This is a genomic window from Finegoldia magna ATCC 53516 (genome assembly GCF_000159695.1).
Classification (GTDB): domain Bacteria; phylum Bacillota; class Clostridia; order Tissierellales; family Peptoniphilaceae; genus Finegoldia; species Finegoldia magna_F.
On record NZ_CM000955.1, the window covers coordinates 1,105,503 to 1,121,665 of the forward strand.

The 16,163-nt window shown below is 35.3% G+C and carries 15 protein-coding genes; 4 read left to right on the forward strand and 11 right to left on the reverse strand.

Annotated elements, in window-relative coordinates; genetic code table 11:
* Nucleotides 1-121: 121 nt before the first annotated feature.
* The 3 genes from HMPREF0391_RS05110 to tuf form a co-directional block, all read right to left on the reverse strand.
* Entirely contained in the window at nt 122-1,462 is a 1,341-nt protein-coding gene (locus HMPREF0391_RS05110; protein WP_002835852.1) for a cell wall-binding repeat-containing protein, read from the reverse strand.
* A 12-nt stretch (nt 1,463-1,474) separates the two neighbouring features.
* The gene (locus HMPREF0391_RS05115; protein ID WP_002835853.1) at nt 1,475-1,858 is read right to left on the reverse strand and encodes an ATP cone domain-containing protein; all 384 of its coding nucleotides are present in this window, start codon (nt 1,856-1,858) and stop codon (nt 1,475-1,477) included.
* Nucleotides 1,859-1,941: 83 nt separating this feature from the next.
* Nucleotides 1,942-3,135: an elongation factor Tu gene (tuf, locus tag HMPREF0391_RS05120; RefSeq protein WP_002835854.1), complete on the reverse strand. Its 1,194-nt coding sequence runs from the start codon at nt 3,133-3,135 to the stop codon at nt 1,942-1,944.
* A 217-nt stretch (nt 3,136-3,352) separates the two neighbouring features.
* Here tuf and HMPREF0391_RS05125 point away from each other — a divergent pair, with 217 nt between their 5' ends.
* The 3 genes from HMPREF0391_RS05125 (at nt 3,353) to HMPREF0391_RS05135 (ending at nt 6,049) form a co-directional block, all read left to right on the forward strand.
* Nucleotides 3,353-3,931 (forward strand): TetR/AcrR family transcriptional regulator, encoded by a 579-nt coding sequence (locus HMPREF0391_RS05125; RefSeq protein WP_002835855.1) that lies wholly within the window; start codon nt 3,353-3,355, stop codon nt 3,929-3,931.
* Nucleotides 3,918-4,973, forward strand: coding sequence for a DUF2871 domain-containing protein (locus HMPREF0391_RS05130; protein ID WP_002835857.1), 1,056 nt, complete (start codon nt 3,918-3,920; stop codon nt 4,971-4,973). Before HMPREF0391_RS05125 ends, HMPREF0391_RS05130 begins: the two co-directional genes overlap by 14 nt.
* A gap of 110 nt (nt 4,974-5,083) precedes the next feature.
* Complete coding sequence (locus HMPREF0391_RS05135) at nt 5,084-6,049, forward strand: 3-hydroxyacyl-CoA dehydrogenase family protein (RefSeq protein WP_002835858.1); 966 nt, start codon at nt 5,084-5,086, stop codon at nt 6,047-6,049.
* Nucleotides 6,050-6,098: 49 nt separating this feature from the next.
* Here HMPREF0391_RS05135 and HMPREF0391_RS09600 read toward each other — a convergent pair whose 3' ends face one another.
* From HMPREF0391_RS09600 to HMPREF0391_RS05170, 8 genes are all read right to left on the reverse strand, one after another.
* A complete protein-coding gene (locus tag HMPREF0391_RS09600; protein ID WP_230454517.1) occupies nt 6,099-6,935 on the reverse strand; it encodes a DEAD/DEAH box helicase in 837 nt (278 codons plus the stop codon).
* Between the two features lie 3 nt (nt 6,936-6,938).
* Nucleotides 6,939-9,212, reverse strand: a complete 2,274-nt coding sequence (locus HMPREF0391_RS09335; RefSeq protein WP_002835860.1) for a DNA helicase — start codon at nt 9,210-9,212, stop codon at nt 6,939-6,941.
* Between the two features lie 121 nt (nt 9,213-9,333).
* Nucleotides 9,334-9,915 (reverse strand): hypothetical protein, encoded by a 582-nt coding sequence (locus HMPREF0391_RS05145; RefSeq protein ID WP_002835861.1) that lies wholly within the window; start codon nt 9,913-9,915, stop codon nt 9,334-9,336.
* An 11-nt stretch (nt 9,916-9,926) separates the two neighbouring features.
* Complete coding sequence (locus tag HMPREF0391_RS05150; protein WP_002835862.1) at nt 9,927-12,026, reverse strand: hypothetical protein; 2,100 nt, start codon at nt 12,024-12,026, stop codon at nt 9,927-9,929.
* Nucleotides 12,027-12,233: 207 nt separating this feature from the next.
* Nucleotides 12,234-12,776: a GNAT family N-acetyltransferase gene (locus HMPREF0391_RS05155; protein ID WP_002835863.1), complete on the reverse strand. Its 543-nt coding sequence runs from the start codon at nt 12,774-12,776 to the stop codon at nt 12,234-12,236.
* Between the two features lie 21 nt (nt 12,777-12,797).
* On the reverse strand, nt 12,798-14,318 hold the full coding sequence (locus HMPREF0391_RS05160; protein WP_002835864.1) for a YifB family Mg chelatase-like AAA ATPase: 1,521 nt from the start codon (nt 14,316-14,318) through the stop codon (nt 12,798-12,800).
* A 16-nt stretch (nt 14,319-14,334) separates the two neighbouring features.
* On the reverse strand, nt 14,335-15,036 hold the full coding sequence (locus HMPREF0391_RS05165; protein ID WP_002835866.1) for a DUF5714 domain-containing protein: 702 nt from the start codon (nt 15,034-15,036) through the stop codon (nt 14,335-14,337).
* A 96-nt stretch (nt 15,037-15,132) separates the two neighbouring features.
* Nucleotides 15,133-15,744: a glutathione S-transferase family protein gene (locus HMPREF0391_RS05170; protein ID WP_002835867.1), complete on the reverse strand. Its 612-nt coding sequence runs from the start codon at nt 15,742-15,744 to the stop codon at nt 15,133-15,135.
* Between the two features lie 220 nt (nt 15,745-15,964).
* Between HMPREF0391_RS05170 and thiS the strand changes: the two genes are divergently transcribed.
* A complete protein-coding gene (gene thiS / locus HMPREF0391_RS05175) occupies nt 15,965-16,162 on the forward strand; it encodes a sulfur carrier protein ThiS (RefSeq protein ID WP_002835868.1) in 198 nt (65 codons plus the stop codon).
* Nucleotide 16,163: the final 1 nt, after the last annotated feature.

Genomic DNA, 16,163 nt, shown 5'->3' on the forward strand with positions numbered 1-16,163 from the left:
ATCATAGGAGGTTTTTTGTTGGTTTTTCATCGCTAAAGCTATACTGAACCCCCAGTCTAACTGGGGGTTTTCTTCTTACAAAAAAGAGTGCAGAAAAATCTGCACTCTTGTGTTTAAAGTTTTATGAATATATTCCAACTTTTGTAACTACTCCATTTTCAACAATAATAGATAGTGCCAATCCTACATTACCAACTCTATTATAGTATTTGATAAAACCTTCTGGTGTGTAATAACTTGTACGAGCTTGTCCACTGTTTCCTGTAAACTCTGTTTTGTTTGTAATTTTAAAAGTATGAGTTGCACTTTCACCTATAGGATTACCGCCAGAAAAAGAATTGATGTCTTTAACGTATTTCATATGTCCAGAAACTATCAGATAATCACCCTTGATTTTAACATCGTAAGCTTGGTTATAATTTCTCGATTCTGATTTTGATAGTTTTTGCTGTATTAGTGTTGAAGAATATTCTCCAGTTTTTGTGTGTAAATTCTTGTCTTCTTTCTTTACAGCAGGTTTTTTCCTAGTCAAAATATCATTCACAACGGTCTTTTCTCCACCGACTATTAACACGTTCTTGTCGTTCAAATACTTCTTGGCATTTTCTGTCAAATAATTTGATTGTGTAAGTATGATTGGTGCGTTGTGTTTTTTAGTTAAGCTTACTGCTGACAAGCTATCTGCGAATACTTGTCCACTTGCAAGGATTGCGTTGTTATTCTTGTCGAATGAAAGTTTTGCGATTTGTAGTGCTGTTTCGTATCTGTCTTTTCCAGAAACTCTTTTTCCATTAAAGCCTTTTAGTGGTAGTTGGTTAACTCCACCGATTGCGATTTCTTGTAGATTTGATTGTGGATAAGTTAGCCCGTCACTTAATACCATTACTGATTTGTGATTTACAAAAAATGATGTCGCTGCTAGTGCATCCGGAAAGTTCTTGCCACTTGCTATCAACAAATATTCTGGGTTGATGATTTCTTTTGTTTTTTCCATTACTTTTTGGGATGTTGAATATCTGTCTTGTCCTTCAAGTCTTGTTACGTCAATGTTTTCTGATTTTAATGTTGTGTCAATTCCATTTTTGCTGATTGCATTGTCTCCACCTACAACATAAACTTTCTTCGCTTTCAAACGTTGGATTTCGCTTTTTGTTTGTGAATCAAGTTTATTTTGTGATGATAATAAAAGTGGCGCGTCAAGTGCTGATGCTAATTGTCCTGCTGATAGTGCATCTGCGAAGTTGAATCCACTCGCAAGTACGACATTTTCTGATGTAGTGTATGCTGATTTGGATATTTCTACAGATGTTGTGATTCTATCCTTGCCAGAAATTCTTGTAACTTGTTGCGATTTCGTTTCTTGTTGCGTGTTTTGTTTGTCAGCATTTGCAACGCCAATTGGTAGTACCATAGAAATCGCAAGCGTTGATGCCAAAACTTTTTTCAAAATTTTCGTGTTCATTTATGCCTCTCGTTAGTTGTTTTTATATTCTTCCAATACTTTTTTGTAGCCTTCTTCTTCCAATGCTTCTTCAACATATCCTCTGATTTCTTTTGTTGGATATACGTTTCTCTTGATGGATTTCATTTTCTTCAAAACATCTTCAACGATAATGTTCACATCAGAAGAGTTCATCTTTGCTCCAGCAGAATCGGATGTTTGGGCTATTGAATGGAAGATTTTTTCCTTGTCAAAGCTTTCAACATTGCCAAGTTTTTTTAGCACCCATTCTCCTTCTTCTCCGAACATTTCATCAAGCACATTGATTTTTGCATCTTCAATCATATTTGCAACTTTGTTTGGGTCTATATCGTTATCCTTAAAATAATCAAACAACAATTTTGTTAAATCGTTCATAAAATCCTCCTTTAAAAAATGAGAGCATCCATTAAAAACGGATGCTCAGCTTGTCAAATTTATCTACCTTAAATAAGGTTTAATTATTCTATAATTTTAGAAACAACGCCTGCTCCTACTGTTCTTCCGCCTTCTCTGATGGCAAATCTTAATCCTTCTTCGATTGCGATTGGAGTGATTAATTCGATTATGAATTTTGCGTTATCTCCTGGCATTACCATTTCTACGCCTTCTTCTAGTTCGATGTTTCCTGTTACATCTGTTGTTCTGAAGTAGAATTGTGGTCTGTATCCTGAGAAGAATGGTGTGTGTCTTCCACCTTCGTCTTTTGTTAATACGTATACTTCTGCTTCAAATTTTGTGTGTGGGTGGATTGTTCCAGGTGCTGCTAGTACTTGTCCTCTTTCGATGTCTTCTCTTTGTACACCTCTTAGTAATGCTCCGATGTTGTCCCCTGCTTCTGCTTCGTCAAGTTGTTTTCTGAACATTTCTACACCTGTTACTACTACTGTTCTTTTTTCTTCAGTTAGTCCTACGATTTCTACGTTGTCACCAACTTTTACTTTTCCTCTTTCTACTCTACCTGTAGCTACTGTTCCACGTCCTGTGATTGTGAAGATGTCTTCTACTGGCATTAGGAATGGGTGGTCTACGTCTCTTACTGGTGATGGAATCCATTCGTCTACTTCTTCCATCAATTTCATGATTTTGTCTCCCCATTCTCCGTCTGGATCTTCTAATGCTTTTAATGCTGATCCTACTACGATTGGTGTGTCGTCTCCTTCGTATTCGTATTCGTTTAATAGATCACGTACTTCCATTTCAACTAATTCGATTAGTTCTGGATCGTCTACTTGGTCTTCTTTGTTTAAGAATACTGCGATTTTTGGTACGCCTACTTGTCTAGCTAACAAGATGTGTTCTCTTGTTTGTGGCATTGGACCGTCTGCTGCACTTACTACTAGGATTGCTCCGTCCATTTGTGCTGCTCCTGTGATCATGTTTTTAACGTAGTCAGCGTGGCCTGGACAGTCTACGTGTGCGTAGTGTCTTTTTTCTGTTTCATATTCTACGTGAGAAGTGTTGATTGTGATTCCTCTTTCTCTTTCTTCTGGTGCTTTGTCGATGTTAGCGTAGTCTACGAATTCTCCTGAGCCCATTCTCTTGTTTAATACAAGTGTGATTGCTGCAGTTAAAGTTGTTTTACCGTGGTCAACGTGACCGATTGTACCAATGTTTACGTGTGGTTTATTTCTTTCAAATTTAGCTTTACTCATTGCTTCCCTCCTGGAAATTTTTAGTTATTTTTATTATATCACAAACGTTAACAAATTACATTTTTTGGGGGAAATTGTATTGATTTTTGATTAAATTTAATGAAAAATAAAATCCAAATTGAAAAATCTAAATTTTCATATTTCATCTTGACTAATGACACTGTGTCACATATAATTTAATTATGACAGAGTGTCATTTTATTTGAGGAGTGATTATATGCCGAAGCAAACTTTTTATAATTTGAGTGAAGATAAGAAAAATTTGATTGATAAGGTTCTGAAAGACGAGTTTTCCTCGAAGCCGTTCAAAGATTGCAATGTAAAAAATATTGTGGATAGGTTGTCGATTGCACGCGGAAGTTTCTATCAATATTTTGATGATTTAAAGGATAGCTACTTCTACATTTTGGATAAGGAAACGAAGGATGTTCATTTGCTTTTTATGTCTGTGCTAAGGCAAAATAACAATGATGTGTTGAAGGCGTTGGATGTGTTTGGCGATGAGGTATGTGATCTGATTTTTGAAGATGGAGAGTATGATTTGTACAAGTTTAGGTATTTGTATTGGAATAGCGAGTTGGAAGATAGCTGGAAGGCTAAGAAGAAGGAATATTATGAGATTTTTCAAAATGATACGGGAGGTAATAAGCTGGAGCTTGTGTATTTTATGAAGGCTACTGTTCACAGTTTGATTGAGAGAAATTTCAAGGAAGGTTGGTCTAGGGATATTTTTCTACAAAAGTATCGTCTGCATATTAATTGGTTAAAGGAAGGGATCAAAAATGAAGATTTTTGAGAGTTTATTTGATGTAATTTATTTGTCAGTTTTGGTGGCTCTTGGTGTTAGATTATTGTTGGAGAAAAACAAGGGCGCAAAATTATTTGGTATAATGGCGATTGTGCTTGGAGTTGGTGATGGTTTTCATTTACTTCCAAGGGTGATTTCTCATTTGAGTCCAGGAGGTTTTGAGGCTCACGCATCCGCTTTATCATGGGGTCAGTTTGTGACTAGCATTACAATGACAATTTTCTATGTGCTTTATTATCATTATTATCGTTCGCAAAGTAATGATACTGACAATTCTAAAAAATGGATTATTTATGGTTTGGCGGCTTTGAGGGTTGTTCTTGTGTTGTTGCCACAAAATAATTGGGGAACTGCCAATGGAAATTATATGTTTGGAATTTACAGAAATATTCCTTTCTTGATTATGGGAATTCTGTTGATTGTGTGGTCATACAAGAAGAAAGATGTTCCTGCGTTTAAGCACATGTGGATTTTGATTTTGTTGTCATTCTTATTCTACGTTCCTGTTGTTTTATTCAGCGATAAAGTTCCTGCAATTGGAGCTTTAATGATGCCTAAAACTGTGGCATATTTCTTGATTGTGTGGTTTGGTTTCAAACATTTTGTGAGTGAATTTGGCGTTAATAATTTGTTTGCAAATTCTATTACGCTTTTGATTATGGGACTTATAGGTGGTGTGTTCTATCGTGAATTCACGAAATTCTACGGTTTTAGCGATGTAACTCATCTTGGCAAAATCCACGTTCACACTTTGGTTCTTGGATTTGTCGTTAGTTTGTTGATGTATTTATTGGCAAAGGATATGAACGATGTAAAATCACTGAAGAAACCTTATGAAATTTATCTTACAGGTCTTACGTTCACAATTGTAAATATGGTTGTGATTGGAATTTACGAAGTGGTTCGTGAGGAAACGGATGTGATTATTCGTGCGGCAATCGATGGAACTTCTGGCATCGGTCACATTATTCTAGGCGTTGGAATTGTGTGGATGTTTGTGAAATTATATAATTTGAAAATAGCAGAGTAATTATGGGAGTAGCTTATGTGAGCTACTCTTTTTGTGTTTTGTGGACTTTGTTTGGGTATATAAGTATTGAAAGTTATTGCAAATATCTGATTTAACAAAAGGAGGATTTTATGGCGAAGAATTTTGAAAAAGCCTGTGTAATTGGCGGTGGCGTGATTGGTTCATCGTTTACTTTGCTTTTTGCGATGGGCAAGATGGATGTTAAAAGTTACAACAGAAGTCCGGAAAGTGAAGCAAAGACTAAGAAGATTATAGAAGGATACGTGGACGAATTAATTGAGAAGAAGGTCGTTACGGAGGATAAGGAAACGATTTTATCAAGAATCAGATATACTACGAACGAACAAGAAGCGATTGAATTTGCAGATATTGTGGAAGAGTGTATTCCAGAACACTACGATGTTAAAAAAGAATTCGTGAAAGTTTTTGAAAAATACGCAAAGGACGATTGTGTTTTGTGTTCTGCAACATCGGGACTACTTGTCACTAAAATCGCAGAAGATGCCAAACGTCCCGAAAGAATTTTCGGAGCGCACCCTTACAACCCACCTCATTTGATTCCACTGATTGAGATTTCACAAGGAGAAAAATCAGACCCAGAAACCGCGAACGCTCTTCGTGAATTATTCACTAGATTGGGCAAGAAACCTATCATCATCAGAAATGAAGTTCCAGGTTTTATAGCAAACAGGCTTCAAGCCGTGGTGCTTCGTGAAATGATGGATTTGGTGGACAAGGGAGTCGTTAGTATGGAAGATTGCGAAACTGCGTTGACATTTGGCCCTGCAATTAGATGGGCAATCATGGGTCCTGGACAAATATTTGAACTTGGAGGAGGAGACCATGGACTTCAGGGTCTTCTCGATCACATCGGCCCTTCCATGGAAACTTGGCTAGAAGATGCCGCTACATGGACCAAATTCACAGACGAGATTAAGAAGAAAACAGTCGACGGAGTTCACGAAGCAATCAAAAACAGACCGGCGGACATTGGCAACACTCACGAAACTCTTGCAAAATATCGTGACGGTATGCTTGTCGAAATACTAAGACTTCACAAAGATTATAAAATTTAAGGATATAATGTGAAAATCTCCCGAGTTTTTCGGGAGATTTTTAGGTTGGTTATTGATTATTTTTTGAGTTAAATTTTCTAATTTCGTTTATCGTTTTATTTATAACATCACTGCCCAAATTCGAATACAACTTTTTGTCGCCAATTATATAAAACTCTTTTTTGGCTCTGGTTGCTGATACGTTCATTATGTTAGGATTTTCTGAGCCCATTGCCCAATTTGCAGCCCCTTTGCTCTTTTCATCTGCACCTAAAACCAAGAATACTATTGGTGCTTCTTTTCCTTGGAATGTGTGTACAGTTCCCACATTTGTAGGGCTGGATTTGCTATCGTATCTCGTGAATTTAAGATCTGCTGCGAGTTTTCTGGATAAATTATCCGCAACATTTTTAAATGGAGATATTACATAGACTTGGTCTTTCTTGGATTTATCTAAAATATCTTTGTTATGTTCTGATAATTCTCTGATTTTTTGAACTAATAAATCTCCTTGCTCTTTCACATATTTATTATCTGCAGATCCACCGACATCATACCACTCTGCTTTTCCATCTGATTTATTGCCTTGAACCATGTTTCCACCGTAGGAAATCTCGTTTGAAATGTTGAACATTGGATATTTGCAACGTCTATGCACCCATAATGGAATTCCTATCCAATCTTCAGGATTATTCAAATTTTTGTAAAATCCATATTGACTAACGCTGTCAATAAGTGTCTGTGTTGATGCATCTTCTGATAAATAAGCTTCGCCAACTTCATAATTTCGTCCCAACAAGCTTAGTATATATGAATCTAGTGTTAGGACTGGTTTGATTTGTGCTGGATCTCCAACTGCCATTACGTGCTTACATCTAAATATTGCTCCTACACTTGCTTGTGGCAAAGCTTAACCAGCTTCGTCAATAAACAAATGTCCAAGAGAATTTGCTTGAATATTTGAAAACATCCTTCCCATACTTGCAAATGTGGAACTTATAACTGGAACTACCATGTTTATCCAGTTCCAAGCTTGTTGTATAACGATGTTTTTGTCCAAGTAATTTTGTTGTTTGCTCCATATTCTAGTTGCAGCTTCAATATTTTTGATATTTTCATACAAGAATTGTTTTCGAACTTTCAATGCACTTATGAACAATTCTGACTGAATTCTACGATACTCTTCGTCAAACCAAGGATTGCTCATTTGTAAGTCATCATATGACAATGAAAAATCCAAGACATTGACATCTGTATTTACAGATACATCCTTCAGATCTCTAATTTTTGCTTCTAATTTTTTTATTTCGTAATCCTCTTTTTGAGTTGCTTGTACAATCTGTGATTTTTTATCTTCTACAAGCTTATTTCCATACGAAATTTGATATTCAACGACTTTTAACTCTTCTACAAAATCATCTAGCATTGATTTTGTAGATCTTTCTTTGTCTAATATTTTTAGCAACTCGTCGGAATATTTTCTCATCTGTTCATCATATGATTTTTTTCTACTAAATTGGAAAAATCCCGGTTTCTGTAATTTCAAAACATCAATGCTATTTTCAATCATTTTCTTATCTTCACTTATATTTGACGATGCCTTGTTCAATTCATCAACTTTTTGAACCAGTTGATTCTTATTAGAAGATAATTCCTTTAATTTCACATTAATCTCTTTTACAAAACTACTCAATTCATTTTTTCTAAATTCTACATTTTTTATGAAGTCCGATTTTTTATTTAATAGTTCGTACTCAAATCTATCAACAGAGAAAATTTTGTCCGATAATTTTTGCCTTTTGTCTCTATAAGACAATGCTTCCTTGTACTTCCTTTCAAATTCATTGTAGACATTATCATTTGAAATGTAATTAGTTTTTAAATCTTCTATCACATGCTTTAACGCTGTGATTATATAATACATATTTTCTGATCTTCCACCTTCAAGAGAAATCAATCCCCAAAAATTTTCCTCTGAGTTTTTTTCAGATTCTAACTTTTCGATCTTTTTATCATTTTCTTCGACCCATATTGTTGAAACTTTAGAGTTTGAGATATCTTTAAAATAATCTATTTTTTTTAAATCTTTAACCAATGATTCATCAATTTCAGATATTAGCGGAAGTTCATCTACAATGTTTTTTAAAGCGCCATTGTTAGAACTTGCAACAATAATTCCATTTTCTGCTATTTGAGATGGTAGCACACCAATTGAAGCCTTGTACGACCCACTTTCCCAATAAACAGTCTCATCATTACCAGCGATTTTTTTGTTTTTTAATTGTATAATTTCATATGATTGTTTTACCAGTAATTCCGAGAAAACATCTCTTAAAAGTGTAGTTTTCCCTGTTCCAGGAGGCCCATTCACACTTCTCATATTATTAGAATCGTATCCTATTGACAAATTGATAGCGACTTGCTGCATGAAATATGGTGCATATTGTATATTTCTTGGAAACCTTGACAATGGATAGTTTTTGGGCTGCAAAATATCTACAAAAATATGCCTGTTAAACTTAGGAGATGTGCTTCTACTATCCAAATTCTTTCTGACTGAACTGTTTCCCATCAAATAATCATTCAAGTTTTTTGATTGAACAGATTTTGCTTTTTGCAAATCATTAACGAAAAACGAGTGTAGATTAGTTGCATCGGTCTCCAAGTTTTTCAAAGGTTTCATCCTGCAGTTATTAATGTCTATTTTATTAGTTTGTAAGATGTTTAAAATAGCCTTATTAAACCATTCTTTGTATGGTTCATCTTCTGGACAGTCAAATATTTCTTGGATTTTTTTGCTAAAATCTTCCTCAAACTCTTTGAACTCTTTTTCTGAAGGAATTGTGTGAAAGTTTCTAATGTAAGAACTTTCCGTCAAAAAAGTCATATCAGAGCTTAGTTTCAAATCTTTATCGAAATACAATGCGAATGAAAATTTGTTTCCCAATGTGATTTCTTGATTAGATACGGGAAGATTGAATTTATCTCTCAAAAAATCGATTACTTCCGTGAATTTAAAAATATCAAAATATACAACTATTCCGCCTTTTCGATCTGGTTCAAGATTAAGATATTTGATTCTTTTATTAAATAAATCATAGAAATCATCATTCTTGAGATATTGAAAAGTTAAAAGTTTAGTGTCTCCTAAATTGATATCTCCCTCCGATAAATGCTCCACCATAATCCATGATTCTAATATTTTTTCTTTTTAGTTCATGTTATGCTCCTTTGTTAATCGATTTTATTTTTATTATTTCTATATTTCCATTGATTATAATCTCAATTATCGTGCCATTGTCATCCTATCCTAATCTATATTTTTTGACAAAAGCTTCATTAGCTTTCAGGATTTCTTTGTATTCAGTAATCATATTATAAAACGTGGCTTTTTTTAATCCAGATTTATCCAAGAATTCCTTTGAGGAAATGTTATTATTTTCCCAATTCTCATACAATTCTTCCCAATTATTTGGAAAATCAATTTTATTTCTTCCTGAGTTGATCTTTCTATTTCTAGGAAGCTCGATAATGTTTTTGTTGTTTAAGAGAACAGAATCTAATATTGTGCTTAGAATAGCTTTATTCATAGGCTGAGATACACCGTATTTATAGGTGGATTCTATATTAGAAACAACGAGATATTTCCCGTTTTCAATAAAATATTTAAGAGAATTGGCGATGTCTTTTTCGTTTATTCCGAGTGATTTTAAGCTTCCGATAATTAAAATATCATCATTTATCATCTCGTTTTTTATCTTTTCTAATTCCTGAAAGCTTCTCATGTGTTCGACACTTACACATATTTTCGAATCTTTTTTGTGAATAATTTCCATAATGTCTTCAAAAATAGAAATATCTTCTGTTGTTTTGGTGTAAATGTACATTATCACCTCTACTACCTCCTAAAAAACTTGACAAACTTATTGAATCTAAAACCCAATGCTTGTTCCAGTTCCAATCTATTCACTGTAATTTGGGACATATCTTTCTTGTCTGAATACTTCGCTTCAAATTCAACAGGAAGAGAATTTGTCCAGCTTTCGAGTATTTTCCTAGACCCTTTGTCGGTTCCTGATGTTATCATTATAACATTTGTTTTAATTATAAAGCATTTGGGTTCATTTTCCCATAGTTTCCTAATTCCTTCTATGGCATCTTTGGAAATGTATTTTGCATGATATGAAAAATCATCATTCCAATTGAGTTCTCTTGCATAATCTGGAAGATCATAGCCAAATTCTTTGAATATATTTATTAAAGTTTTGGATGAGATTTGCATCATGTCAGGATAGTAATCATCGGCGATATCATTTGATTTGATCATGTAGTCGATAAGCTTGTCCACTTCTGTAATCATCCTTCTAAGATATTCTCTGTATAAGGAGTTTGTCGCTTTGATTTTCATGTTCTTGCTAATTCCATCGTAGGACAATGGGTCTATGTCAGTTCTAAGTCCAGCATTATATCTCAAAAACGGCATTCTCTTTCGTTCTGGTTCTTCTGGGTCACTCACGCTATTACTTGCAAATATAATCAATGGTTGTTCTTCTCTTTGGATGATTTCGCATTGGTGACTATTTTTGATTTTTTCTTTAAGCCTTGCGTAATATGGTCCGTCTATTTCATCAATAAAAATCGGAACTCCCTTGTAAATCTCGAGCATGGCATCAATGTCTTTTGTAGGTGCTGTTTTAACAGAGAATGCTTTTAGCTGTTTATTGGTCATTAATTTTAGAATAAATTCTGTCATAAAACTTTTCCCTGTATTGGAACCTTTGGATGCTAATAATGTATATAATGGTAGGCTTGATGTCGGGATGTTTTTTATGTCAGCTATACATCTTATTTTTGCGTGAAACGGTGAAGAAAACAAAATATTTAAAAGCTTGTAGTGGGAATCTCTAACTTTGTCCACATCTCCAACGAAATCTTTCTTGTAATTATCAAAAGCTTCAAATAATAAGTCGATATCATTTTTTACATCTTCTTTTTCGGGATTGAGATCTAGTGATTCTCCATCCAAAAAAGCTTCTTTAGTGTCGAAGTTGAAGGTTAATTTCGGATAATCTTTTTGTATTTCTTTGACATCTATCTTTTTTCTTTGGAGTCTTTTTGCGTTGACGCTGATTTTTTTGATAATATTCGGAAGTATTTCAATGTATCCATTTTTCGAGTTTGTATTTAAATTTCGTACAAGTTCTTTGTTCTTCTCCATAATCTTGTCCGCATCGATAGTGTATTTGATTTTTTCGTAAACTTCTCCACTATTTTTTGGTTGTTCTAGGACAATTGTTTTTTGCGTTTTCAGTGCTTGTTTGATTATAGGAATATCTTTTTCTGGATTATCAGTTTTTTTCGATGCTACCACATCTTCTGGTATGTCATCTGACAGACTCCACGCTGTTTCAAAATCTTGCGCATAGGCAACGTACGCTTCAAAAGTGTCGTCCACCTCATAAATTTCCAGCTGATCGCCCGACCAAGCTCTTCTTGTCATATTAGCAGAGCCTTTGATTACTCTCGTTCGTCCATCATCTGATTTAAGAAGGTAGATTTTTCTGTGATCTATAACATACTTAGGAGATTTTATTAACAAAGACTCTTCTTTCATCATTTGTACCAAATCTTTTTCTGACCTCACAGCATCAGCTGCCATTTCTGACAATACCATGTTTTCTGCAAGTAAATGAGCTTCTGATGTAATCTCATGAAGTTCGCTGTCTCGTCTAGTCATGAACCTTCCGCCAAGGATAATTTCTCCATAATCAAACATCTTCATGATTTTATTTACAAATTTGATGTCATAGGAAAAAGTAATAGCCCTGATTTCATTGAATCCGAAAAACAGCTCCTCCACATCTTTATAGCTAATATCTTTGAGCTCAACATGATATATCTTGTGCTTCGTACCTGATTCAGTTTTTTTACCATTTCCATCAAGAATTCTCAACTTTTCAATATTTGTGCCAGTATCAAATATGTTTAATTGATTCATAAATACCCCCCTAAATTAAATAGTCTAAAAATCACAAACTATTGTTAGACTAATTATACCCATATTCTATTATTAATCAATCATTTTTAGACTATTTCGTTAAAAAAATCCTCCAACATTATTATTGGCAAACCAATAAGAGTTCGGAAGATCTTTGTGTTTATTGATTATTTTTTTGAGTTAAATTTTTGAATTAACAAGATATTTTCATTTCTGAGATAATTTTTCCCACTCTTCACGTGTAACACCGTATTTCATACTGTCGTAATATGTGCCGTTCCAATATCGAACTTTCCTGATTCTTGCCTCTTGTATGAATCCGATTTTTTCTGCAGCCTTCATCATTCGTGGATTGCCGCTAAAAGTAGTCAGTCCTAGATGTTCGATTTGTGGATTATCATTGAACACTTCGCTTGTCCACAATTTGAGGGCTTTTGTTCCTATGGATTTGTTCCAGTAATTTTCGTCGTAAATCACAATCCCTATCTCCATCCATCTAGTTTTCTCATCAACCCAATTTTGAGATACCATACCAACGACAACACTATCTACTAATATAGCTCTGCAATTGGGTTGTTGAAGATATTTCCAAATACCAGATTTTTCAAATGACTCTAAGCTTTCATAATGAACATAATCTTCAAAATACGGTCCGTTGAACTTGTTCCACTCGGGTGATTCTTCGCAAAATCCATCTCTCCATATCTTTTCCTTGTGCTTATCGTCAAATCTCTCTAATTGTATTTTCATCTTCTCTCCTTTTCATCATGTCTACCCCCAGTATTTCTGATCCACTGTTCTATATCTTATGGCTTCCATCAAATGCTTGGCTTCGATGTTTTCTTTTCCATCCAAATCCGCGATTGTGCGTGATATTTTGAGGATTTTATCGAATGATCGTGCGGAGAATTTGTATTTATCGAATGCCAACTGTATGATGGAGTTTAACTCATCGTTTAATTTGCAGTATTTTCTAATTTGTCGGGTGTTCATTTGTGCGTTGGTTGTGATGTTTTCTTTTTCGAAGCGTTGTTTTTGGATTTCTCGTGCAGCTTCGACACGTTTTTTGATTTGTTCTGATGTGTCGCACTTTTCATCTGTTGTGAGTTCGTCTAATTTTACTGGTGAAACTTCAACATGGATGTCAATTCGATCGAGTATAGGTCGGCTGACTTTGTTCAAATAGTTTGCAATTTGATTTTGTGAACAAGTGCATTCGTGGTTAGGATCGCCGAAGTAACCACACGGACACGGATTCATTCCTGCTACAAATAGGAAGTTTGCAGGATATGACAAGGACGCGTTGACTCTTGTTATGGTTATGTTTTTCGTTTCGAGTGGTTGGCGCAACACTTCTATTGTCGATTTGGAAAATTCTGGAAGTTCGTCCAAGAACAATGCTCCATTGTGAGCGAGGCTGATTTCCCCTGGTTTTGGAACTCTACCGCCACCTATAAGGCTGACTTGACTTGCGGTGTGATGAGGCGAGCGAAACGGTCTTGTGGTTACAATGTTTTTTTCTCCGAGTAATCCTGCTACGGAGTAAATTTTCGTGGTTTCCATTATTTCATCAAAGCTCATGTCAGGCAAAATCGTGCTGAGTCTCATTGCAGACATTGTTTTGCCGCTTCCTGGTGGCCCAATCATCAACAAATTGTGAAATCCTGCAGCAGATATTTCCATCGCTCTTTTGAGAAATTTCTGTCCTTTTATATCCGAAAAATCAACATCGTATTGTATTTCTTGCTGCATGATGTCAATATCATCCAGAACTTTAGTTTCTTGTTCGCCATTCAAAATCCTGATGATTTCATCCAAACTTTCCACACAAACCTTCTCGATTCCTTTGACCATACTGCATTCTTGTGCGTTTTGTTTGGGTATGTAAACTCGTTCGTATCCCAAATCTTTCAGTGACAACACCATGCACAACGACCCATTTACTGGATTCAATCGTCCGTCCAATGATAGTTCTCCGATGAACGCCCATTTTTCTGAAAAATCTTCCACAACTCCCATTGATTGCAAAATAGCCATCGCAATCGCAAGGTCTAGTTGAGATCCTTCTTTTCTCAAATTTGCAGGTGCCAAATTAATCGTGATACGTTTTACAGGAAATCTGATTCCAGTGTTTTCAATCGCAGAGCGCACTCTTTCCTTGGATTCTTTTATAGAAGTGTCAGGAAGACCTACAATGTTAAACGAACGCAGACCGTTCGCAAGGTCGCATTCGCATTCCACGACATACCCGTTCAACCCTTCCAAACAACACGTGTTTACTTTCGAATACATAATTTCTCCTTGTTACTTAATTATTAATGTGATTTCTATCGAAAAATGGACAACGCAATCCTATACATTGGTTGTTATGCTTGGACCATTTACACACAATGTCACTAGATTCCATCTCAACTCCCAAGTTTTCATTGGCAAATTGTATTGCATCTAATATTGATATGTAGGAATCTCTCTTGCAACAACGAGGACCGCCGACTTCTCCTATAGATTCCAACGCTTTGGAAGTCATTTTGTTCGCCATTCCCCAAGTATTCTTCGCAAGTGGAGATGATCCTGTGACAATTGACATAAAAATCCCTGTGCTAATTCCAGCACCACAAGCTCCCCAAAAACCACAAGTCCCACCAGGCACTTGTTTTCCACGAGTTCTCATTTCCTTCAAACTTTTATTCAAATTAATATCTCCGCCAGCATTTTTGAACGCTGTCAAAAGCGCCGCTCCGACCATAATGTGATGTTCTGGGCCGTGCATGTGACAAAAAGATTCGTCCATCATTTGATCCATAATTTCGATTGGATTTTTCGATGTAGAATTCTTGCAAATCCCCCAAATCACATCCATTCCATCTGTGTGACATTCGTTACACACGAAGTGACCATCGACACATCTCGTATTGCTGAGTTCTTTTTTGTGACAGATTGCACACTCCATTTCCACCGATTCGCCCAAATATTCTAACGGTTTCCCACACAACAGACATTCATCATTCATATTTACAACCCCTTATAATTTATTATCTATATTATATCACTATAATATGTTTAAATAAAAAAACGGTGCAGACAAATCTACACCGATACAATATTTTTATTCTTGAGATTTTTTCACGATTTCTTGTACAACTTCGTCCTTTTCGAAAGCTTCCGAAACTCTCTTGATATTTGGATATTCTTTCCAAGATTTTGGAGTCATTTCGCTCCAACGAGTAAGAATATAAACGTAAGGATCCAACACTGTTTTCTTGTTTTTGTAAACGTGATCGCCATCACCAATCAAACGGTCCAAATGAGTCATCATTTTGTCGATATTTTCAAATGATTTTTGTTTGATTTTATCAATCTCTGCTTCGTCAGTTGATGTTGTCAAGCCAGCTGGTACGAACAACGCTTCAAATGCTGGATGAAAATCTCCAGTCATAAAAGCCATGATTTCATCGAATTGGAACTTGTCTTCAGGAGATTCGTCAGCTCCCAAATCTTTTTCAGGGTATTTGTTCAAAATGTAGCGAAGAATTGCTGCCAATTCGCTTCTCACAATACCTTCTCCAATGTCTAGTGCTGGAACTGCTCCCAACGGATTGATTTTTCTGTATTCATCTGTTCCAAGTTGTACCTTTTCTACCTCGTAATCTGCGCCTGCCCATTCCAAGGCAATCCAACAAGCAACAGCGCATGTGCCTGGTGCGTAATATAATTTCATAACATTCCTCCTTTTGTTTTACTGTAAATTGTATACCCTTTATTCTTTTTTAATAATCAAATTGATTGGGCAAATTTGAAAACTTGTGTGACAAATTTCTCGGATAAATTTTTGAAAATTCAAATTAATGTGCTATAATAATCACAGAGTGTTTAACACGAAGGGGTACACCACCGCGGGTGTAGGTTTCCTTCGTGTTATTTTTTTTAGGGGGTGAAATATGATTACTGTAAATTCTGTCAAATATCCATTCGAAGAAAATTCTTCTTTGAGAAAAGTTCTTGAAGATTTGAACTTCAATGTGGAGTTGACGGTTTGCGAAGTGAACAAAAACCTCGTCAAAAAAATCGACTACGATAATTTTATCGTCACTGATAACGACGAAATAGAGGTGTTTTCATTTGTTGGAGGAGGTTAAA

Bases quoted from the DNA above. Each gene is read 5' to 3' on its own strand.
- HMPREF0391_RS05145 (WP_002835861.1), bottom strand. From the start codon at position 9,915: ATGTACATTTACACCAAAACAACAGAAGATATTTCTATTTTTGAAGAC.
- HMPREF0391_RS05115 (WP_002835853.1), bottom strand. From the start codon at position 1,858: ATGAACGATTTAACAAAATTGTTGTTTGATTATTTTAAGGATAACGAT.
- HMPREF0391_RS05155 (WP_002835863.1), bottom strand. From the start codon at position 12,776: ATGAAAATACAATTAGAGAGATTTGACGATAAGCACAAGGAAAAGATA.
- HMPREF0391_RS05125 (WP_002835855.1), top strand. From the start codon at position 3,353: ATGCCGAAGCAAACTTTTTATAATTTGAGTGAAGATAAGAAAAATTTG.
- tuf (WP_002835854.1), bottom strand. From the start codon at position 3,135: ATGAGTAAAGCTAAATTTGAAAGAAATAAACCACACGTAAACATTGGT.
- HMPREF0391_RS09335 (WP_002835860.1), bottom strand. From the start codon at position 9,212: ATGGTGGAGCATTTATCGGAGGGAGATATCAATTTAGGAGACACTAAA.
- thiS (WP_002835868.1), top strand. From the start codon at position 15,965: ATGATTACTGTAAATTCTGTCAAATATCCATTCGAAGAAAATTCTTCT.
- HMPREF0391_RS05150 (WP_002835862.1), bottom strand. From the start codon at position 12,026: ATGAATCAATTAAACATATTTGATACTGGCACAAATATTGAAAAGTTG.
- HMPREF0391_RS05165 (WP_002835866.1), bottom strand. From the start codon at position 15,036: ATGAATGATGAATGTCTGTTGTGTGGGAAACCGTTAGAATATTTGGGC.
- HMPREF0391_RS05135 (WP_002835858.1), top strand. From the start codon at position 5,084: ATGGCGAAGAATTTTGAAAAAGCCTGTGTAATTGGCGGTGGCGTGATT.
- HMPREF0391_RS05110 (WP_002835852.1), bottom strand. From the start codon at position 1,462: ATGAACACGAAAATTTTGAAAAAAGTTTTGGCATCAACGCTTGCGATT.
- HMPREF0391_RS05170 (WP_002835867.1), bottom strand. From the start codon at position 15,744: ATGAAATTATATTACGCACCAGGCACATGCGCTGTTGCTTGTTGGATT.
- HMPREF0391_RS05130 (WP_002835857.1), top strand. From the start codon at position 3,918: ATGAAGATTTTTGAGAGTTTATTTGATGTAATTTATTTGTCAGTTTTG.
- HMPREF0391_RS05160 (WP_002835864.1), bottom strand. From the start codon at position 14,318: ATGTATTCGAAAGTAAACACGTGTTGTTTGGAAGGGTTGAACGGGTAT.